Source organism: Xanthobacter autotrophicus (genome assembly GCF_005871085.1).
Lineage (GTDB): Bacteria > Pseudomonadota > Alphaproteobacteria > Rhizobiales > Xanthobacteraceae > Xanthobacter > Xanthobacter autotrophicus.
Genome location: NZ_VAUP01000041.1, coordinates 50,910 through 71,248, shown reverse-complemented (window position 1 = coordinate 71,248; position 20,339 = coordinate 50,910). Strand labels below are relative to the sequence as shown.

The window sequence follows — 20,339 nt, the reverse complement described above, 5'->3', positions numbered from 1 at the left end:
GCCGGAGGCGGACAGGACCGATGGGCCGCACTTAAGCAGGTGGCCCGGGGTTGGCAAGGCACTCGTGGTCGGGGCACTCCTTGGCGAGCCGTCCGTCGGCGACCCTGCCGGAACCCCATATCGGCAAAGCAGTTCCCGCGGCGTGGCGTCCCGTCACCGTGGTCGGGACGCTCACCAGCGGTCGCCCGCCGGCGCGCCGCGCCACTCGGCCACGCGCCGCCCGGTGGCGGGGGACATGTCCTCCGGCAGGGCATCGGGCGCAAAGAACTCGGCGGCAACGATCTCCATGTTGCGCTCCGGCCGGGGCCCGACGATGAGCCCGCACGTGCGGTACAGCACCACATGGTCGCGCCCGCCAACGCGGGGGTTGAAGAAGACGCCGGCCAGGGCGAGCGGCCCGTCGGCCTCCACATTGGCCTCTTCCTTCAGCTCCCGCCGCGCCGCCGCCTCCGCGCTCTCGCCCACGTCGACGCCGCCTCCCGGCAGGTGCCAGCCCGCCACGTAGGAATGGCGCACCAGCAGCACCCGCTGCGCATCGTCCACGGCGAGCACGCGCACCCCGAGCGTCATGCCGTGACGCAGGCGCCGGAGGAAGTGGAAGAGCGGAAGCATGATCCAAGCATAGCCGAAGCCGGCTCAGTGCGCCTCGCGATTCGCACACGGCATGCGAGAGGGCTTGCGGGGCCGATGGGCCTATAAGGCCGCTGCCGCCCGGGCCGCCAGTTCCGCTGCCTCGATGGCCTCGGCGCGCTGGAAGGCGGGGCGGGCAGTGCAGCGGGCCACATAGGCCGCCACCCGCGGCGTGGGCGAGACCACCTTGAGCAGGTGGATGGCGTACCACAGGTCCATGGCCAGCATCACGTCGGCGGCGGAAAAGGCCTCGCCCAGCAGATAGGGGCCGTCCTTCAGTGCCTCTTCCACCACCTCCATCACGAGGTCGAAGCTGCCCCAGCCGGCGGCGCTCTTGGGCAGCTCGATGCCCTTCATCTTCTGCAGGAAGGCCGGCTCCATGCAGCCGGCGGAAAAGAACATCCAGTGGAGATAGCGCGCCCGCAGCGGATCGCCCACGGGCGGGGCAAGATGGGCCGCCGGCACCCGCTCCGCCACATAGGCGCAGATGGCACCGCTCTCGGCGAGATGGGCATCGCCATCGCTCAGCGCCGGTACCTTGCCCATGGGATTGATGCGGCGGAAGGCGGGATCGTCCTGCTCGCCCGTGCGGATATCCACCAACTGCCGCTCATAGGGCGCGCCGGCCTCCTCCATCAGCCAGAGGATGCGGAAGGCCCGGGTGTGGGGCGCCCAATAGAGTTTCATGCTGCTCCTCCGCTAGTGTTGACCTGGAACATAAAGGGAACAAATAGCGGCGTCGAGTCGGTTTTGGGGCCTTGCGATCCCGGCTCAGGCATGGATAATACCAGAACGGCCTGGGGTGCCACGCATCATGCGCGGCTGAGATCACACCCATCGAACCTGTCTGGGTCATTCCAGCGTAGGGAGACGCCGATGAGCGCCAGCTTGTCGACCTTTACGTCCAGTTCTTCTTCAGCCGGCTCAGCGGCGGGCCACGGCGCTGCGCGCCCGCGCGTCGCCATCGCCGGCGGCGGGGTCATCGGCCTCGCCCTCGCCTGGCGGCTCGCCGAGGCAGGCTGCCTCGTGGAGGTCTTCGAGGCGGGCGAAACCGGCCAGGGCGCCAGCCGCGCCGCCGCCGGCATGTTGGCCGCCTGCGCCGAGGCCGAGCCGGGGGAGGAGGGCCTTCTCGCCCTCAACCGCGCCAGCCAGGTGCTGTGGCCCGCATTCGCCGCGGAGCTGGAGCAGGCGGCGGGGTCGCCCGTGGACCTGCGCACCGAAGGCACCCTCACCATCGCCCTCACGGCCGACGACCTCGCGCGGCTTCGGCACCTGTTCGCCCTCCAGCAGTCCCTTGGCCTGCCGGTGGAATGGCTCACGGCGGCGCAGGTGCGGCGGCGCGAGCCTTATCTCTCGCCCAAGCTTGCGGGCGGCATCCTCACCCGTGAGGATCATCAGGTGGACAACCGCAAGGTGGCCGCCGCGCTCAAGGTGGCGGCGCTGAAGGCTGGCGTAAGCATCCACGAGCACACGCCCGTGTCGCGGGTGGAGACTGTCGGCGGCCGCGTCACCGGCCTGGTGGCGGGCGATGCGGTTCATCCCGCCGACGTGGTGGTGCTGGCCGCCGGGGCCTGGAGCCGGGGCATCGACATCGCCCCCGCCGCGCCTTTGCCGGTGCGGCCCATCAAGGGCCAGATGCTGGCGCTGCGGATGGACCCCGCCGCGCCCATCCTCTCCCACGTGCTGTGGGCACCGGGCGCCTATCTGGTGCCGCGCCACGATGGCCGCCTCATCATCGGCGCCACCACCGAGGAGAAGGGCTTCGACACCGACCTCACCGCCGGCGGACAACTCGCGCTGCTCACCAATGCGTGGCGGGCCCTGCCGACGCTCGAGGAACTGACCATCATCGAGCAATGGGTCGGCTTTCGCCCCGGCAGCCGGGACGATGCCCCCATCCTCGGCCCGAGCGAGGAGGTGGACGGCCTGATCTACGCCACCGGCCACCACCGCAACGGCATCCTGCTGCTGCCGGTAACCACGCAGGTCATCGCCGACTATGTCCTGTCGGGCCGCATGGCGGACGTGGCGGCGCCGTTCGGCGCGGCGCGCTTCGCCCCGCGCGCGGCGGCGGAGTGAGCATTATGGTGCTCGCCCTGAAGGTGAACGGAACGCCCGAGGATCATCAGGCGGCGACGGTCGCCGACCTGCTGCGCGCCAAAGGCCTTGATCCCGAGCGCAAGGGCATCGCGGTGGCGGTGAACGGCGCCGTGGTGCCGCGCCGCACCTGGGGCGAGGCGGCGCTTGCCGCTGGCGACGCGGTGGAGATCATCGAGGCCAAGCAGGGCGGCTAAGCAGGCGGCTGACTGCCGCGCCCGCCCCGCCAAAACAAACAGGCGTCGCCGGACGACGCCGGGACGAAACTCCAAGAGGCGCCCCCCGGCGGCGCCGGGAAGCATCACCATGAGCGCCTTTTCCACCTCTCCCAAGGATTCCACCTCTCCCAGGGATCCGCTCGTCATTGCCGGGCGCACCTTCTCCTCGCGCCTGTTCCTCGGCACGGCGGGCTATCCCAACCAGAAGGTGTTTCTGGATGCGCTGGAAGCGTCGGGATCGCAGATGGCCACCGCCTCCATCCGCCGCATCAGCCTCGCCGGCTATGAGGAGAGCCTGACCGACCTGCTCTCCGGCCGCGTCCATATCCTGCCCAACACCGCCGGCTGCCAGACCGCCAAGGATGCGGTGCTCACCGCAGAGCTGGCCCGCGAGGCGCTGGAGACGGACTGGGTGAAGCTGGAGGTGATCGGCGACCGTGAACTGCTCTATCCCAATGTGGAGGAGTTGCTGAAGGCCACCGAGGAGTTGGTGTCGCGCGGCTTCGTGGTGCTGCCCTATTGCAACGACGATCCCGTCACCTGCCAGAAGCTGGCCGATCTCGGCGCCGCGACCGTGATGCCGCTGGGCTCCATGATCGGCACCGGCCTCGGCATCGCCAACCCGCACATGATCGAGCTGATCTGCGCCCGCTCGCCGGTGCCGGTGGTGCTGGATGCGGGCATCGGCACCGCCTCCGATGCGGCTTTGGCCATGGAGCTGGGCTGTTCCGCCGTGCTGCTCAATACGGCGGTGTCGAAGGCGCACGATCCGGTCCGCATGGCCACCGCCTTCCGCTATGCCGTGGAGGGCGGCCGCCTCGCCCGGCTCTCGGGCCGCATTCCGAAGAAGCTGCACGCGGAGGCCTCCAGCCCCGAGTTCGGGCTGGTGGGGAGCTGAGCGCCGCGTGCTGCCCGAGCCGCCCCTGCTGCTGATTACGGATCGCGCGCTGGCGCGGGGGGGCCTCGCGCAGGTGGCGGTGGAGGCCTGCGCCGGCGGATGCCGCTGGATCAGCCTTCGGGAAAAGGACCTGCCGGCGGCGGAGCAGATCGTCCAGTTCGCCCATCTGCGCGAGGCGACACGCGCCTTTAGCCCCCGCCTGACGCTCCACGGCCCGGCTGAACTGGCGCGCGCCGCCGGGGCGGACGGGGTGCACCTGTCCGGCGGCGGGCATGCGGGCGCGGCGCGGGCGATGCTGGGTGCGGATGCGCTGGTGGGACTCTCCATCCATACCCTGGCCGAGGCGCGAGCTGCCGATGGGGTCAGCCTCGACTACATCACCGTGAGCCCGGTCTTTCTGACTGCGTCCAAGCCCGGCTACGGTCCGGCGCTGGGGACTGGTGGTCTCGCCGCCTTCGCCGCCGCCTCGCCGGTTCCGGTGATCGCCCTTGCCGGCATCACGCCCGCCAATGCCGCCACCTGCCGCGATGCCGGTGCCGCGGGGCTCGCGGTCATGGGCTCGGTGATGCGGGCCGAGGATCCGGCTGCGGAATTTTCGGCCCTGCTTGCGGCATGGGGCAGCAAGGGTCCGAACAACGCGCCTGCCTGATCCCGGCACGCCCTTGCGTGCGCGGGCCAAAAGCTGAACCCTGCCGAAAACGGGGGAGGCGGGCATGGGGCAGCGATCGGGACAGGATTCAGCGCAGGCACCGGCGGATGTGATCGTGGTCGGCGCAGGCCCGGTGGGGCTCACGCTGGCGGCGGAGCTGGCGCGCCACGGGGTGCGCTGCCGCATCCTGGAAAAGGCCGCCGCCCCGTCCATCTACTGCCGCGCGCTGGGCGTCACGCCCCGGACCCTGGAAGTCTATGAGGACATGGGCGTCGTCCGCGCCATGATCGACGCCGGTCTCTGGCTCGACGGGCTCTGCCTGGCGGTGGACGGGGCACCGGCGCGGACCATCGCCCCCGACCTGTCCGATCTGCCCTATGGCACCCTCGGCATCCCCCAGCCCGTGACCGAGCGCATCCTGTCGGACCATCTCGCCGGCTTCGGCATTGAAGTGGAGCGGGGCATCGCGGTGAACGGCCTCGTGCAGGCGGGGGAGAAGGTGCGGCTCGACCTCGTCGGCCCGGACGGGCGGGAGGATTTCGCCCATGCCCGCTTCGTGGTGGGATGCGACGGTGCGCACAGCTTCGTGCGCCATGCCCTCGGCATCCCGTTCGAGGGCGATGCCTTTCCCTATCCCTTCATGCTGGGCGATGTGCATCTCGCCTTTCCGGGCGACCTGAAGCCGGCGCGCGGCATCGCCCTGCGTCTCATGCGCCTGCGCGAGGATACGGCGCCCGACCTGTTCATCGCCATACCGCTGCCGGAGCACGGGCGCTACCGGGTCTCCATGCTGGCGCCGGAGAACCTGGCGAGTGCGGGGTCGGGCGAGACCCACGGCATCCAGTCCGAGCGGCCGGGGCCCTCGCTCGCGGACCTTCAGGAGGTGGCCGACCGCATCGCGCCGGGGCAGATCATCGCCAGCGACCTGCGCTGGTCATCCCAGTTCCGCATTTCCATGCGGTTGGCGGCGCGTTATCGCGAAGCTCAGGTGTTCCTGGCGGGGGATGCCAGCCACATCCATCCGCCCACCGGCGGGCAGGGGATGAATACCGGCATCCAGGATGCCTACAACCTCGCCTGGAAGCTGGCGCTGGTGATGCGGGGCAAGGCGCCCGCATCACTCCTCGACAGCTACGAGGCCGAGCGCCGGCCGGTGGCGGAAGACGTGATCGCCCGCACCGTCGCTGAAAGCATGAATATCGGCGGCTCGGGCGGCGCCCGTGACCGGCTGGCCGATACCCAGATCCGGGTGTCCTATGCCGGCCTTGCCGGCGCGGCGCTGGCGGGCGGCGCTGCGGCGTTCGAAGGGCTCCCCGGCGACCGGCTGCCGGTGGCCGGCGACCGGGCGCCGGATGCTTTGGGCCTGAGGCGTCGGGGGGTCGGTACGCCGCTCAGGATGTTCGACCTCCTGCGCGGCACGGATTTCGTGGCGGTCGTCGCTCTCGACGGGACGCGCGACGCCCTCGCGGCTGCGGAGGCCCTCAGCGCGGAACTGTCCGGAAGCGGCGTGTCGGTCCGGGTGGTGGCGGTGGCGCCGGCGGGAGCCGGCCTTTCCGATCCCTATGGGGTAAGCCTGGTGGCGGACGAGGCGGGGGCCTTTGCCGCCGCCTACGGGCTCGGCACGGGCGAGGCGGTGCTGGTGCGTCCGGACGGCTATCTCGCCTGGCGAGGCAATGCGGAGGAGGTCGCCGCCGCCCTGCGGCAGGCGGTAGGAGCGGGGTAGGTTAACGCAGGTGCTTCTGGCGCCATTTCGGGCTGCAACGAAGCGTATCCGGCTTCAGGCCAAGATTTCGAGCGTGATTTGCCGCCAACATGGCACCGACACTATTTCCATCCCGACCTTTCGTGCTCTAGCTTTCGGACACCGATGGAATTCGGATGTCGTAAGGGGGAAACGCCATGGCCGTTACACGTCGTACTTTGCTTGCGGGCCTTGTCTCGTGCCCAGTCTGTGCCAGCGCCGCGCACGCGGCCGGTGCGCACTGGACGTATGAGGGCCACGGCGGCCCGCAGGACTGGGGTTCGCTCGAAAGCGGCTTCCAAGCCTGCGCGGTCGGAAGCCAGCAGTCACCCATCAATCTGGAAGGCGCCGTGCAGGCCGCCGGCGACGGGCCGACGCTGGCGTGGAAGCCGGACGCCTTCAGAATCGTCAACAACGGCCACACCATCCAGGCCGACGTGGTGGGCGATGCGGGAACCGCCACCATGGGCGGCAAGACCTACACCCTGCGCCAGTTCCATTTCCACGCGCCGAGCGAGCATGCCCTGAACGGGGAGCGCACGGCCATGGAGGCGCATTTCGTCCATGACCTGCCCGGAGGCGGGCTGCTCGTGGTAGGGGTGTTCCTGAAGCCGGGCGCGCCCAATGCCGCCTTCTCCGAACTGATGGCGACGGCACCGCGTTCCGAGGGTGCGGCTGCACTCAAGGCGCCGCTCGATCCCACGGCATTGCTGCCGGCGCAGCGGGCCACCTATCGCTACGAGGGCTCGCTGACCACGCCGCCCTGCTCGGAGGTGGTGGACTGGAACGTCTTTGCCGAACCCATCACCGTGGCGGAGGCCGACATTGCCGCCTTCCGCGCCATCTTCCCCATGAACGCCCGGCCGCTGCAGGCGGTGAACCGCCGCTTCCTGCTGCGGCTCAACTGAGGCTGATGCCCCAAGGCTCAAGGACATCGGTCGTCAGGCCGCGCCAATGCAAAAGAAAAGGGCCGGCGCAGCGCGCCGGCCCTTTCCATTTCTGCCGATCGCAAGAATGCGATCAGTCTTCCTTGGTCTCTTCCTTCTCGTCGGTCTCGCCGCCGGCGGCACGCTGCTTGAGCGCGGCACCGAGGATGTCACCGAGCGAGGCACCGGAGTCCTGCGAGCCGTAGGTGGCCACGGCCTCCTTCTCCTCGGCGATCTCAAGCGCCTTGACGGAGACCTGCACCTTGCGCGCCTTGCGGTCGAACAGGGTGACGCGGGCGTCCAGCTTGTCGCCGACCGAGAAACGCTCGGGGCGCTGGTCGTTGCGCTCGCGGGCCAGCTCGGAGCGCTTGATGAAGGCCGACAGGTCGGTGCCGGTGAGCTTCACCTCGATGCCGCCGTCCTTCACGTCGGTGACTTCGCAGGTGACGATGGCGCCCTTCTTGACTTCGCCAGCCTCGGCGAAGGGATCGCCGGCAAGCTGCTTGATGCCGAGCGAGATGCGCTCCTTCTCGACGTCCACGTCGAGCACCACGGCCTTGACCATGTCGCCCTTGCGGTATTCGTCGATCACCTGCTCGCCCGGACGGTTCCAGTCGAGGTCGGAGAGGTGGACCATGCCGTCCACATCGCCGTCGAGGCCGAGGAACAGGCCGAACTCGGTCTTGTTCTTGACCTCGCCTTCCACCACCGCGCCGGGGGCATACTTCTCGGCGAAGGCCTCCCAGGGGTTCTGGAGGGTCTGCTTGAGACCGAGCGAGATGCGGCGCTTGGCGCTGTCCACTTCCAGCACCTGGACCTCGACCTCCTGGGAGGTGGAGACGATCTTGCCGGGGTGAACGTTCTTCTTGGTCCACGACATTTCGGAGACGTGGATCAGGCCTTCGATGCCCGGCTCCAGTTCCACGAACGCGCCGTAGTCGGTGATGTTGGTGACGCGACCCTTGAAGCGGGCCTCCACCGGATACTTGGCCTCGATGCCCTCCCAGGGATCGCCCAGAAGCTGCTTCATGCCGAGCGAGATGCGGTGGGTCTCGTGGTTGATCTTGATGATCTTGACCTTGACCGTCTGGCCGATGTTGAGCACCTCGGTCGGGTGGTTCACGCGGCGCCAGGCGATGTCGGTGACGTGCAGCAGGCCGTCGATGCCGCCGAGGTCAACGAACGCACCGTAATCGGTGATGTTCTTCACCACGCCGTCGATGGCCTGGCCTTCCTCGAGGTTCTGGACCAGCTCGTGGCGCTGCTCGGCGCGGGTCTCTTCCAGCACGGTGCGGCGGGAGACCACGATGTTGCCGCGGCGGCGGTCCATCTTGAGGATCTGGAACGGCTGCTGGTTGTGCATCAGCGGGCCGACGTCGCGGATCGGGCGGATGTCCACCTGGGAGCGCGGCAGGAAGGCCACGGCGCCGTCGAGATCGACGGTGAAGCCGCCCTTCACCTGGTTGAAGATCACGCCGAAGACCTTCTCGTTGGCGGTGAACGCCTTCTCGAGCTTGATCCAGCTTTCCTCGCGGCGCGCCTTGTCGCGCGAGAGGACGGCTTCGCCCATGGCGTTCTCGACGCGCTCGAGATAGACCTCGACCTCGTCGCCCACCTGGATGGGGTTCTCGCGGCCGGGGCCGGCGAATTCGCGCAGCGCCACGCGGCCTTCGGTCTTTAGACCGATGTCGATGATCGCCAGATCCTTCTCGATGGCGACCACGATGCCCTTGACGACGGCACCTTCCTGCATGTCGGCGCGGCCGAAGCTCTCGTCGAGCAGGGCGGCAAAATCTTCACGGGTGGTTTCTACGGCGGACATTCACGCTCCAGACTTCTTGCGCCGGCATCTCGCGTTGCGAGGTCCGAACCGCTCGGGTGTCCGTCTTTCCATGAGGAAGGACGAACGGCCGCCGGCAAAGCGGCGGGCCGGCGCATGAGCCGGGCGGTACGGACGATGAATTGGGTGTCACGCTGTGCGCTCAGCGAAAGCCAGGGCGGGCTGCCTCCGACGATCAGGGCCGCGTATCCCGCGTACCCCTGCCCGCCCGGGCGGCTTCCTGCTTTTGAAGGAGCGCAGCCTCGGACCGGCGCTGAGATAGTCCAAAAGCCCCTCCAGCGCAAGGGCTGGTGCCAGATGACCGCGCGGGGGGCGACATGAGCGGCCGTCCCGCGCCGGATCGAGAGCCGTGTCTCCCCTTCCCCACCTGCGGGGACAGTGGGGAAGGGAAGGATCCAGATCCCCGAGAGGGATCGGGATCGGTCAATCCCGGCGTGTCGACAAGGCGGCACCGGGAAAGGCATGTCCGGCCGCCGCCACATGTTCGGCCGCTGCCGCTTCGGCCCGGACGACCAGCACGGGAATGGTCGAATGGGTGAGCACCTTGGTGGTCTGGCTGCCGAGAACCAGGGCAGAGAAGCCTCGCCGGCCGTGGGAGGCCATGACGATGAGATCGCACTTTTCCCGCGCGGCGGTGGCGATGATGGCCTCGAAGGGGTGGTCGTTCTCCACATGTACGGTCGCGGCCGCCACGCCGCTGGCCGCGGCCTTCTCCGCCGCCGCACCGAGGACGCGGTCGGCGCGCTGCTGCATGGTGCGGCGATAGATGTCTTCCGTGTCGGCGATCTGCTCGGCCTCGGTGGTGAGCAGATGGAACGGCTCGCTGGCGGTGAGGATGACGAGGCGGGCGCGCAGCGCTGCGGCGAGGTCCACGGCCTGTGCAACGGCGAGATCGGAAAGGGCCGAGCCGTCGGTTGCGACGAGGAGGGTCTTGTACATCGTCTTCTCCCCCTTTCGGGAGAGAGAATGATAGCAAACGTGGGATCGGCTGCGGCTTGAGGCTGATCAACTTGGCGGGAGCGGGCGAATTTCAACGCCCGTCCCTGCGCCCGGCCTCATTCGGCGATGATCTTCACCTTCTCGCCGTACTTGAGCTTGGCTGAGGCATCGAGGCCGTTGAGGATCAGGAAGCGTTCCGTGGGCCGGTCCGGCACCTGCATGCGGGCGGCCATCTTCTCCACGTTGTCGCCGAGCCCGGCGGTGACGATGCGCACGCGCAGCGGCTTCACCGTCTCCGCCTCGCCGGAGGAGACCCGCCGGAAGGTATCGGCAGCGGCGCGGAACTGCTTGTCCAGCTCCGGGGTCAGTTCCCGCGCCGCGAAGATGAGGCGGTACACGTCCGAACCGAAGCGGATGGCGAACATGCGGAACGACCACTGGTCGCCGCGGGCGATGGCGGTTGAGGCGGTAAATCCGTTCACGGTGAGGGTTTCCACCGTGTTGATCTCCACCCCCTCGACCCAGCCGGAGGACAAGTACTGCGCCAGCGACTGGTCCGGGGCGACCCGCACCGCGTCGAGGCGCAGCGCCTCCCGCCCGCTCTGGGTGGCGCCCAGCACCGCCTGGGAGGTGTTCTCCAGCGAGAATCCTTCGGGCGCGGTGAAGGTGAAGCCCAGCTTGGGATGGAAGAACTTGCGCCCGCGCACGAAGCCTTCCTTGGGATCGTCGCCATAGACCATGCCGTCGATGGCCGAGAAATAGGCGTTGCGGTCGCGCTCGCCGTCGCCCTGGGGGGCGCCGTTGGCATATTGCCGGGCATTGGCGATGGCGATGGAGATGCGCTCGGGCGTCGCCGGATGGGAGGACAGGAAGTCCATGTCCGGCGTGGTGGAGGACGAGCCGGAGAAGGCCGCGCTCTTCAGGTCGCCGAAGCGGCCCATATCGGTGAGGAAGCGCGAGGCGCCATAGGGATCGAAGCCCGCCCGCGCGGCGATGCCCACCCCGATGGCGTCGGCTTCCAGCTCCTGCCCGCGCGAGAACGAGGCGAGCGTCCGCCGGCTCTTCTGCATGGCCAGCGCGCCGAGGTCGGGATCGTTGACCACGTCGGAGATGACGCGGCTCACCAGCACCGCCTGCTTCACCTGGTCCTCACGGATGGTGGCATGGCGGGCGATGACATGGGCCATCTCGTGGGCCAGCACCGAGGACAGCTCGGACGTGTCGTTCGCGAGCGAGAGCAGGCCGCGGGTGACGTAGAGCGAGCCGTCCGGCAAAGCGAAGGCGTTGATGGCCGGCGAGTTCAGCACGGTGACGCGATATTTCAGGTCCGGCCGCTCGGAGGCAGCGACCAGGCGCTCCACCACCTGCTGGATCAGGGCCTTTAGCTCGGGATCGTTGTAGGCACCGCCGTAGCTTGCCACCAGGCGCTCGTGCTCGCGGCGCTGGTTGGGCGACATGTCGGCGTATTCGGACGCCGGCGCGGCCGAGGTCAGGGGCACGCTCGCCTGATCGAGGTCGAGACCGGCGCAGGCCGCCAGCCACAGCGGGAACAGGAGGGGAAGCGCCCGTGCAAGGCGGCTCAAGCGGAACATGCCCCAACGGCATGTAGCGCGCCCGGCCGCAGGCTGTCTCGCCCGCTCCGTCTTGCCGCCCGGCCGTTGTTGCCTCACGTCTCGCACCGAAACCTCATGCAAATGTGTCACTCGCCGCCGCGCTTTCCGCGCGCTGCCCGCGCCTGCGCGCCAGCCAGAAGGGCAATCTCACCCGGCCGCCGCAGCATGATGGCAGGGCCCCCTTCCGCACGGACCACGCCGCGGACCTGCACCAGGGTGCCGCGCAACATGGCTGGTTCAAGGCTATCGCCCATGATTGTGGCGAAATCCTCCCTTTCCATCATCGCAGTGAAATCTTGCCGCCAGCTTGATCCGAAATTGAGAAAAATCCGATCCCGTGTGCCGCCAGCCGCAAGCACCCGACCTTCTGCTACGGTGAACAGGCCCGCGCGGATGGCCATGGCCTCCTCGTCGCCGGCCGGTGCTACGGCTGACGGCTCTGCCCAGATGCCGCGCCGGGCGGTCCGGGCCTGCGTCTCGGCGGCGAGCCTTTGGGCGAGGCATTGCCGATCCTGACCGGTTGGCTGGGCATATCCGGCGCCCGCCTGCAGCAGCGCCGTGGCGAGATCTTCCTCGGCCGGCGCGTTGCGTGCCGGGCAGGCGAGCCATCCCGGCCCCGACAAGCGTCCGTGCCGATCCACGTGCGCGCTGCCGATCCCCACGAGGCAGGTGTCGAGGACCGCCCATGCCGCGGATTCAGCCGCGCGGGGCAGCGCCGCGTCGCTCGCGAGCCGGGAGGGCAGGGCGATGCCCTCCGGCATGAACCGCCGCCCGTCGGAGAGGAGGAGGGTACCCGTATCGGACCAGATTGCCGCAAGGCCCAGAGCAGGACCGGTGGCGCCGCCGGGTCCGGAAGCCTCTTTCGAGCCGGTCTCTTTCGCACCGCTCCGGGCTGATTGCGCACAGGCCCCATCCTGCGCCCCCGCTCCGGTGGAGGCCCCGGCAAGGGCACTCGCCATCGCGGCGACGGCGAGGAGACCGGTCGCCTTCCGGCGCATGCCCCGTCCCCGTGTCGTGTCCGGTACCTGCGCGCGGCTGCGGTCGAAGGGAGTGTCGTGGGGACGCAGGAGCATGGCCAAACGATAGCCCATGGGGGCGTGCCCATGAAGGTGCCGGCGATCAACTCTGCTTACACCCTCTTTCCACCGCCCCCTTTCCCCCGCCCGCCCGACGCTCTTTCCTCCCGCTGCGGCTCGTTCTAGAAGGAGGCTGTGTCCCGGTAGCTCAGCAGGATAGAGCAGCGGTTTCCTAAACCGCAGGTCAGGGGTTCGAATCCCTTCCGGGACACCATTATCCTTGTTTATCAGGGCCTTGGATGCCGGTTCGCCGAGGGGCTTGTCGTAGGGGCACTGCTGCCGACTGCAAGTGGGGCCGGGCGCCACCCGGCTGGTGGCTTGGCTGGTGGCTTGGCTGGTGCGGGGCGCGGGACCGGCTTGCGTCCGTTCCGTCCGGACGTTCATGTTCACCGGCTGAGGCATGGGCGGGTGGAGAGCCTTGGCCAGGACGAGCAGGTCGCCGGATGCCGAGGCGCCAGCCGATGATGCCGAGCGCCAGGCGCGCCAGCCGGCCTATGTGGCCCATATCACCGTACGGGAGGACGGCATGGACACCGAGCAGGGCTGGCGGACGATCGAACCGGGCATGGCGGTGACGGCGGCGATCAAGACCGGGCAGCGCAGGATCATCGAGTTCCTGCTGTCGCCGCTGCTCAGGTACAGGCATGATCCGGGGAGGGAGAGATGAGAGTTTTTTCATGCAGCCATGCCACGCACATCGACCGCAACCAACATGACGAACCTGCACTATTATTATAGCATGCAATCCTCGAACAACGAGACTGTCGTTCGCTAGAAATAGGGCCAATAACATGGACCATGCCTATATGATCGATCATTTAGTCGACATAAAGCGTTATGTTTACGGCGTATTCACGGGCGGCGATGAAGGTTGCGTTGAGGAAATCGAGTATGATGGAATTATTAGAAAATTTGATCTTGACCTTTGCTTTCAATTCCGCATTTGGGCGCCGGCCGGTCTCGAAGCATCCGCCCCTTTCCGACTGACTATAAACAGCCGCTCAAAATCGCCACCCGATTTCGGTTATGGGCCGTGGGGTGGATTTCAGCTCGTCTCGGAATCATTTGTGGACATTGTCGAAAATCTCGATCCCGGAATGCATCAGTTCATACGAATTCCAGAAACTTACATAAAAGGCGGAGTAAAAATAGAAAAAACATACTACATCATGAATGTTGTAAAGACTATAGATGCCATAGATATAGAAAATTCTAATGTTAGGCTAGAGAGAAGAAAAGTACAAAGCGCTACTAATGACGTTTTTGCGACAAAAATTCATATTCTTGACCCGTTCAAATTTTCATTTTTTCGTAATAATATTGGGAATGCAAACATGTGGTACGGATCAACAAGCGATATAAATAGATTATTTTTCTCTCAAAGGCTTGTTGGAAAATTATTGTCGCAAAAATTGTCGCCACTCCCATACATGGTGGTCGACTTAGTTTAGTAGAAGTTAATAAAATACAGAGGTCAAAATGTAAAAATCACTGCTCAAGTGCAGGCGTGATGCGGGGAGGGGGAGGTGAGGGAGGCGTCAGCGTCTGCAACCTCCGACTTCAATTATACGACAATGAAAGTGAACGCATAGCGGATATCCGAATAGGATGACCGAAATTATAGTGGAGACGCAACTTAGTGTGCAATGATACAGCTGAACAAAAGGATACTTTCGATGGATCCGTTTACCCCCGTGAAATTCGACAATGGAAAAATGGCCTACAACGGAACGGTTAGAAGTGAAGAATTTGGAGATGTTCACGAATTCTGGATAAAATTAAGTAATAGAAAAAAACTATATGGTTCTTTTAAGCAAATATACGACTATAGCGAGTATTTTTGCATATATATACATGAGTTTGGGTTTGAGACAGAAAAATTAGTTGGCGGAACTTCGAGTGAGCATCTCGTGGAATTTAGGGCAGCTGAAAAAGAAAATATTGAAAATATTATACATAATTTTTTTATCAGAGAGTCTAAGAGTAAGATATTGTATATATTTGATACTGAAAGGTCTATTTTCGACGGAAATATTAGATTTCGAAATGGTTGGATTAGGCTCGTGTAGATAATTGGAAAATAAACTTATATAATTAACAATTCTATCGTAATTATAAATTTATGAAAATGAAATAAATATAAATTTCAGAATATAAGTCTATAAATAATATAATATATTTAAAACAATTGTTTTCGGTAAATATTGTTTTTCGTAACGCTACGCGTTGGTATAGATTGCTTTGAACTGCGTATGTCGCAACATTTGTACGGGATCTCGCGATTAATATTGCTCTCCACCCGCTTCAATCCGCCGGCGTCGCCTCAGTCTCACTTGCGCTGGTGGCGGCGTTGGGGTCGCCGGGCTCGGTTTCCCAGGCGAGGCCGGGGATGGCCACGATCCGTCGGCCCTGGCTGTCGAGCCGGCAGACGATCACCTGGCGCTCTTCCATATAGGCCAGAAGCCGCCGCGCCCGGCCGGGGGAGCGGCTGCCATAGGCGCGGGCCACGTCGGCGTCGGAGGGGCAGGTGCGGTGGTCGAAAGCGGCGCGGGCCAGGGAAAGGAACACGCCCTGCATGTCCTCCGGCAGGGTGCCGGCCATGGCCAGAACCTCCGCCCACGGGGAGTCTTCCGCTTCCGCCTCGGCGGCATCGATGCCGGCATGGGCCACCGCCAGACGGCGACGGAAGGCCGAGAGGCTCAGGGCGTCGCCGCCGATGCGGTGGATGCGGCAGCGCACCAGGAAATCCTGATAGAGCACCGAGATGGTGCGGAAGCCCGCGTCCCGCTCGCTCAGGATCTCGCGCAGCGCCGCATCGATGGCGGCCTGCCGCTGCTCGGGCGAGAGGGCGGGCGCCTGCGGCGCGGCCGGCGGCGGCGGGGTCGGGGGGCCGCTGCGCGCGAGCTGGGCCAGTACGTCCGCCGTGGGCGCCACCGCCGGCGGACGGCGCGGCACCAGCGGGCGGACCTCGTCGGCGCCGGGCATGAAGATCAGGTCGTGGGCGTCCTCGGCGGCGGCGGGCTCCGGCAGCGGCACCAGCTTGGGGCTGGTGGAGCGCGCGGATGTCTCCACTGGGCCGATGTGGATCGGCAGCGGCCGCCGGGCCAGCGCCGGGCCCAGCGCGATGAAATGGCCGCTCTGCAGGTCGCGGAACATCTCGGCCTGCCGCCGCTCCATGCCGAGCAGGTCGGCGGCGCGGGCCATGTCGATGTCGAGGAAGGTGCGGCCCATGAGAAAGTTGGAGGCTTCCGCCGCCACGTTCTTGGCGAGCTTGGCGAGGCGCTGGGTGGCGATCACCCCGGCCAGGCCGCGCTTGCGGCCACGGGACATGAGATTGGTCATGGCGCCGAGCGACACCTTGCGGGCCTCGTCCGAGACCTCGCCGGCGGCGGTGGGGGCGAACAATTGCGCCTCGTCCACCACCACGAGAACCGGATACCAGACGTCGCGGTCGGCATCGAACAGGCCGCCCAGGAAGGCGGCGGCGGCACGCATCTGCTGCTCGGCGTCGAGCCCTTCGAGGTTGAGCACCACCGAGACCCGGTGCTGGCGCACCCGCGCGGCGATGCGCTGGAGGTCCGCCTCGCCGCGCTGGGCATCCACCACCACATGGCCGTAGCGGTCGGCCAAAGTGACGAAATCGCCCTCCGGATCGATGATCGCCTGCTGCACCCAGGGGGCACTCTGCTCCAGCAGGCGGCGCAGCAGGTGGGATTTACCGGAGCCGGAATTGCCCTGCACCAGCAGGCGCGTGGCCAGCAGTTCCTCCAGGTCCAGCACGGCCGTGTCCCCGCCCGCGCGGGTACCGAGGTCGATGGATACCTTGGCGGGCGCCGTCATCGCGGCGACCGCCCTGCGGGGAGGGCGCAAGACGTCATGGGGGCAGTCATATCAATTCGCGCCGCCGGTTCAACCGCGCGCCGCAGCGAGCGGGGAAGGGCTGTGGCCGGGCCGCGCCATCTCCATCGACACATTTACCTCGAAACGTCTGCGAAAAGAATGCGTTGCTCCATGGCTTCGGTGCCACTCCGGGGGCGCCATGCATGCGCAAGATGCCAAGCCAGGGCCGCTATGCGCCGCAGCTGGTATTTTGATGCCCTTTTAACAGCGACGTTGAGGGCGGGAGGGTTTCTCGCCCGGCACCGGACCGTTCCCGGCCAGCGTCGGCGCATTCCACGGGATTCTGGCTTCAAACCTGCATGCTGGCACCGACGGTCCAGCGGCCGCGAACCCTTTCGGACAAAAGGGGACGCGGCGCCGGCTCATGCATGGAAGCGCGTGGCATGACGGACAAAGAGCAATGGGTCGTCTGGAACGGCTCGCTGGGGGTCCTCGATACGGTGACCATCGGCCTGATCGAACAGGGTGCGGACGGCCGGAGCGCGTATCTCGCCCCGCCTTACGGGGTGGTCGGGCCGTTCAGCCTCGATGAGCTGGAGACGAAGGGCCGGATCGCCTTCGGTGAATGCCTCGTCATGTCGCGGGTGAGATGGCAGGAAGATCAGGTGGAGCTGCGCATCGAGGCGCGCAAGAAGCGTCAGGCCTTCATGTCCCGGCTGAATCTCGACGACGACGACAAGGAGCACCGTGAGGCCCTGGACCTGCCCATGGACGGCGCGCTTGAGCCGTCGCAGATCAATGCCGCCTTCCGGCGCCTGGCCAAGAGCGCGCATCCGGATGCCGGCGGCAGCGACGAGCGGTATCGCCGCATCGCCGAGGCGCGAGACGCGCTGCTCGACCAGTTCGCCGACGCTTCATGAGCGCGGAGCCCGTGCCACCTGAGCCGTCCGCTCGAACAGGGCCGGCAGATCGGCGGGGCAGGCTCAAGATCGGGTCTCACCTTTCGTCAGGGGCGAGCGGGCCGGGAGGCTGCGACTGAAATGCATCTCGATACCGTCTAAAGGCCAGCCAAGGGATCATCCGAGAGATGATAGGCAGATTATCCCTGCGTTTGATTCAGCATGAGCTGTTCCTGCACTAGGCGCGTCGCGATTCGTTCGCTTACATTGGCCGCCTCTGCCATCCCCTCCGGCTGAAGTGGCCATTAGTTACCTCAGTCCGGCCCGGATGGAAGAAGAGCGGCTTAACCCCGGCCATGCGACCGGGGAAGACCGGCGGGGGGAAAATGACCGGACGTTCCTGGGCGCCGCGCGGCGCCGTCAGCCTTGTGTGCCTGACAACGCTGCTTGCGCCGTGCATGGCCGAGGCGGCCGATCTACCGGTCAAGGCCCAGGCCGCGGAGAATGTGAAGGTCTGCGCGGCCTATGGCCCCGGGTTTTACTACATTCCGGGCACGGACACCTGCCTCAGGGTCGGCGGCTGGGCCCGCATGGACACCTATATGAACGTCGCGGCGATCTTCTCCCAGGGCTCGGCGTTTGGTGGCCCTGGATATTCGCCATTCGCCTTTCCCTTCCGCGACGCCCATGACGCCGATTACTTCACCCAGGGGCGCGGCGTCGCGGAAATCGATGCGCGGACGCAGACCGATTACGGCACGTTGCGCTCCTACTTCCGTGGCGGCGCCGAATGGGATTCCCAGACCGGCCCCGGCAATGGGCCCGGCCCGGCGCTCTATGTGGAGCGCATCTTCATCCAGTTCGCCGGGCTGACGTTCGGCTACACCCAGTCGTTCTTCGACACCGGCATCGGCTATTCCATCGCGACCCTGTTCGCCGGCTCGAACACCTGGAACACCACGGCGGCCTATACGGCGGAGTTCGGCAACGGCCTGTCCGCCTCGATCGCCATCGAGGACGCGGCCAACCGCACCACCGGCGTCCAGGCCACGGGCGTAAGCATCACCGGCGTGACCTCGCCGTCCGACTTTCCGTTCGTGAGCGGCGGCACCGGTGTGCCCTTGCTCTATTCGAACTACCAGGCCGGCCAGCAGACGCCGGATATCGTCGCCAACCTGCGGGCCGAGGGATCGTGGGGGCTCGTGCAACTGGCCGGGGCGCTGCACCAGGTGGAGGCGATGCCCCCCGCCTATCTCGGCGCGGCGTTCATCGGCAGTTCCAGCACCAGCCAGTGGGGCTATGCCCTCGGCGCCTATACAGAGATCCGGCTGCCGTTCATTGCTGCGGGTGACAGCCTTTATCTTCAGGCCAACTATTCCGAAGGCGCGCTCAATTATGCCGGCCTTGCCGCCGGCAACCAGAACCGGCTTCAGGCCATCGGCTTTGTCCCGCTCACCAGCTATGGCCTCATGAGCGGCGCCTATTATCCCCTGGCCGACGCGGTCATGGGCCCCGACGGATCCTACGAGATGGTCGGCGCCTGGGCGATCCAGGGCCAGTTCCGGCATTTCTGGGTCCCCGCGGTGCGCTCCGCCGTGTTCGGCGGCTATGTCAGCGTTGACGTGCCGACCAATGTGGTGGGGGCGGCGAGCTTCGCCATGTGGCAGGCGGGCGTGAACACCTTCTGGTCGCCGGTGCGCAATCTCGATATCGGCGCGGAGGTGGTCTACACCGCCGTCGACGGCAGCCGGCCTCTGGGCATCACCAACGCCGTTTCCGCCAGTGGCGCCGTCATCCCCACCCTGGTGGGCGGATCCGCCAATGCGGTTTCGGGCGCGGTGCGAATCCAGCGCAGCTTCTGAGGGCCATCGGCTGCGCAGCAATATACCCTCGGCCTCGGACGTTGACCGAGGCCGAGCGGGTCCGCTCAAGCGCCGCGCGGGGTTTCACCGACAGTCCGTGAATCAAGCTCCCGGGCTATTGGTATTACAGGCGGCGCAGGCTCACCTCCGCCACCTCGTGCTCGCCGGTCTTGCGCAGGATGAGGTCGGCGCGCTGGCGGGTGGGCAGGACGTTGTCCATGAGGTTGGGCAGGTTGATGCCGCGCCAGATGGACAGGGCGGTGGCGCGGGCCTGGTCTTCCGTGAGCTGCGAGTAGCGGTGGAAGTAGGACAAGGGGTCCTTGAAGGCGGTGGCCCGCAGCCGCATGAAGCGCTCCACGTACCAGCGCTCGATCACGTCCTCGTCGCCGTCGATATAGACCGAGAAATCGAAGAAGTCCGAGACGAAGGGGATGGCCTTGCCGTCCTTCGGCGGACGGGTGGTCTGCAGCACGTTGAGGCCTTCGACGATCAGGATGTCCGGCCGGTCGATCTCCACGAACTGGTCGGGCATCACGTCGTAGAAGAAGTGCGAATAGAGCGGCGCGCGCACCGGCCGCCGGCCGGCCTTGATGTCGGTGAGGAAGCGCAGCAGCAGCGGCAGGTCGTAGCTTTCGGGGAAGCCCTTCTTGTCCATCAGCCCCTCGCGCTCGAGGATGGCGTTGGGCAAAAGGAAGCCGTCGGTGGTGACGAGATCCACCTTGGGCGTGTTGGGCCAGCGCGCCAGCAGCGCCTGCAGCACGCGGGCGGTCGTGGACTTGCCCACCGCCACCGATCCGGCCACCCCGATGATGTAGGGCATCTTGCCTTCCCCGTTCGCCTCGCTGTCGCGCTGGTCGAGGAAGTGGCTCATCGCCCGGAAAAGCTTTTGTGTTGCCGCAACATAAAGTGAAAGCAGGCGGGATAGCGGGAGGTAGATTTCCTCCACCTCCTGCATGGAGAGATGGACGCCGAGGCCCTCCAGCCGGGTGATCTCGTCCGGGCGCAGGGTCATGGGCGTGTCGCGCCTCAGCGCGGCCCATTCGGCGCGCGAGAAGGTGCGGTAGGGCGAGAGGCCTGGGTCGAGCCGTCGATCCATCGTGTGCCTCGTGCT

19 protein-coding genes, 1 tRNA gene and 1 riboswitch are annotated in these 20,339 nt (G+C 66.2%); of the genes, 12 read left to right on the top strand and 8 right to left on the bottom strand.

Features of this window, described 5'->3' with window-relative positions; translation table 11 throughout:
• Positions 1 to 171: 171 nt before the first annotated feature.
• Positions 172 to 612: an NUDIX domain-containing protein gene (locus FBQ73_RS20860; RefSeq protein WP_138401419.1), complete on the bottom strand. Its 441-nt coding sequence runs from the start codon at positions 610 to 612 to the stop codon at positions 172 to 174.
• Positions 613 to 693: 81 nt separating this feature from the next.
• Positions 694 to 1,317 (bottom strand): glutathione S-transferase family protein, encoded by a 624-nt coding sequence (locus FBQ73_RS20855; RefSeq protein WP_138401418.1) that lies wholly within the window; start codon positions 1,315 to 1,317, stop codon positions 694 to 696.
• A 101-nt stretch (positions 1,318 to 1,418) separates the two neighbouring features.
• A riboswitch (TPP riboswitch) is annotated at positions 1,419 to 1,518 on the top strand.
• Between FBQ73_RS20855 and thiO the strand changes: the two genes are divergently transcribed.
• The 6 genes from thiO to FBQ73_RS20825 all read left to right on the top strand — a co-directional run bounded on the left by thiO (position 1,507) and on the right by FBQ73_RS20825 (position 7,141).
• The gene (thiO, locus tag FBQ73_RS20850; RefSeq protein WP_210236849.1) at positions 1,507 to 2,709 is read left to right on the top strand and encodes a glycine oxidase ThiO; all 1,203 of its coding nucleotides are present in this window, start codon (positions 1,507 to 1,509) and stop codon (positions 2,707 to 2,709) included. Its footprint overlaps the riboswitch before it by 12 nt.
• Positions 2,710 to 2,714: 5 nt before the next feature.
• Positions 2,715 to 2,924: a sulfur carrier protein ThiS gene (thiS, locus tag FBQ73_RS20845; protein WP_138401417.1), complete on the top strand. Its 210-nt coding sequence runs from the start codon at positions 2,715 to 2,717 to the stop codon at positions 2,922 to 2,924.
• 109 nt (positions 2,925 to 3,033) lie between these two features.
• The gene (gene thiG / locus FBQ73_RS20840) at positions 3,034 to 3,843 is read left to right on the top strand and encodes a thiazole synthase (protein ID WP_170218996.1); all 810 of its coding nucleotides are present in this window, start codon (positions 3,034 to 3,036) and stop codon (positions 3,841 to 3,843) included.
• Positions 3,844 to 3,850: 7 nt separating this feature from the next.
• Entirely contained in the window at positions 3,851 to 4,492 is a 642-nt protein-coding gene (locus FBQ73_RS20835; protein WP_246089818.1) for a thiamine phosphate synthase, read from the top strand.
• A gap of 64 nt (positions 4,493 to 4,556) precedes the next feature.
• Entirely contained in the window at positions 4,557 to 6,215 is a 1,659-nt protein-coding gene (locus FBQ73_RS20830) for an FAD-dependent monooxygenase (RefSeq protein WP_138401415.1), read from the top strand.
• Positions 6,216 to 6,391: 176 nt separating this feature from the next.
• Positions 6,392 to 7,141: a carbonic anhydrase gene (locus FBQ73_RS20825; protein ID WP_138401414.1), complete on the top strand. Its 750-nt coding sequence runs from the start codon at positions 6,392 to 6,394 to the stop codon at positions 7,139 to 7,141.
• A 112-nt stretch (positions 7,142 to 7,253) separates the two neighbouring features.
• Here FBQ73_RS20825 and rpsA read toward each other — a convergent pair whose 3' ends face one another.
• From rpsA to FBQ73_RS20805, 4 genes are all read right to left on the bottom strand, one after another.
• Positions 7,254 to 8,981, bottom strand: a complete 1,728-nt coding sequence (gene rpsA / locus FBQ73_RS20820) for a 30S ribosomal protein S1 (protein WP_138401413.1) — start codon at positions 8,979 to 8,981, stop codon at positions 7,254 to 7,256.
• Between the two features lie 441 nt (positions 8,982 to 9,422).
• The gene (locus FBQ73_RS20815) at positions 9,423 to 9,938 is read right to left on the bottom strand and encodes a universal stress protein (protein WP_138401412.1); all 516 of its coding nucleotides are present in this window, start codon (positions 9,936 to 9,938) and stop codon (positions 9,423 to 9,425) included.
• A 116-nt stretch (positions 9,939 to 10,054) separates the two neighbouring features.
• Entirely contained in the window at positions 10,055 to 11,530 is a 1,476-nt protein-coding gene (locus FBQ73_RS20810; protein WP_138401411.1) for a M48 family metalloprotease, read from the bottom strand.
• Positions 11,531 to 11,637: 107 nt separating this feature from the next.
• Positions 11,638 to 12,549 (bottom strand): hypothetical protein, encoded by a 912-nt coding sequence (locus FBQ73_RS20805; protein WP_138401410.1) that lies wholly within the window; start codon positions 12,547 to 12,549, stop codon positions 11,638 to 11,640.
• A gap of 215 nt (positions 12,550 to 12,764) precedes the next feature.
• On the opposite strand from FBQ73_RS20805, the gene FBQ73_RS20800 reads away from it, so the two are divergent.
• From FBQ73_RS20800 to FBQ73_RS20785, 4 genes are all read left to right on the top strand, one after another.
• Positions 12,765 to 12,841: transfer RNA gene (locus FBQ73_RS20800), tRNA-Arg, on the top strand.
• A 204-nt stretch (positions 12,842 to 13,045) separates the two neighbouring features.
• A complete protein-coding gene (locus FBQ73_RS20795) occupies positions 13,046 to 13,294 on the top strand; it encodes a hypothetical protein (protein WP_138401409.1) in 249 nt (82 codons plus the stop codon).
• Between the two features lie 124 nt (positions 13,295 to 13,418).
• Complete coding sequence (locus tag FBQ73_RS20790; RefSeq protein WP_138401408.1) at positions 13,419 to 14,078, top strand: imm11 family protein; 660 nt, start codon at positions 13,419 to 13,421, stop codon at positions 14,076 to 14,078.
• Between the two features lie 225 nt (positions 14,079 to 14,303).
• A complete protein-coding gene (locus FBQ73_RS20785) occupies positions 14,304 to 14,696 on the top strand; it encodes a hypothetical protein (protein WP_138401407.1) in 393 nt (130 codons plus the stop codon).
• 235 nt (positions 14,697 to 14,931) lie between these two features.
• Here the strand turns inward: FBQ73_RS20785 and FBQ73_RS20780 are convergent, their stop codons facing one another.
• On the bottom strand, positions 14,932 to 16,467 hold the full coding sequence (locus FBQ73_RS20780) for an ATP-binding protein (RefSeq protein ID WP_138401406.1): 1,536 nt from the start codon (positions 16,465 to 16,467) through the stop codon (positions 14,932 to 14,934).
• Positions 16,468 to 16,910: 443 nt separating this feature from the next.
• Between FBQ73_RS20780 and FBQ73_RS20775 the strand changes: the two genes are divergently transcribed.
• Positions 16,911 to 17,387, top strand: coding sequence for a J domain-containing protein (locus FBQ73_RS20775; RefSeq protein ID WP_138401405.1), 477 nt, complete (start codon positions 16,911 to 16,913; stop codon positions 17,385 to 17,387).
• Between the two features lie 365 nt (positions 17,388 to 17,752).
• Positions 17,753 to 19,228 carry a porin gene (locus tag FBQ73_RS20770; RefSeq protein ID WP_138401404.1) on the top strand — a complete coding sequence of 492 codons (1,476 nt, stop codon included), beginning with the start codon at positions 17,753 to 17,755 and terminating at the stop codon, positions 19,226 to 19,228.
• A gap of 124 nt (positions 19,229 to 19,352) precedes the next feature.
• Here the strand turns inward: FBQ73_RS20770 and coaA are convergent, their stop codons facing one another.
• Entirely contained in the window at positions 19,353 to 20,324 is a 972-nt protein-coding gene (gene coaA / locus FBQ73_RS20765; RefSeq protein ID WP_138401403.1) for a type I pantothenate kinase, read from the bottom strand.
• Positions 20,325 to 20,339 lie beyond the last annotated feature (15 nt).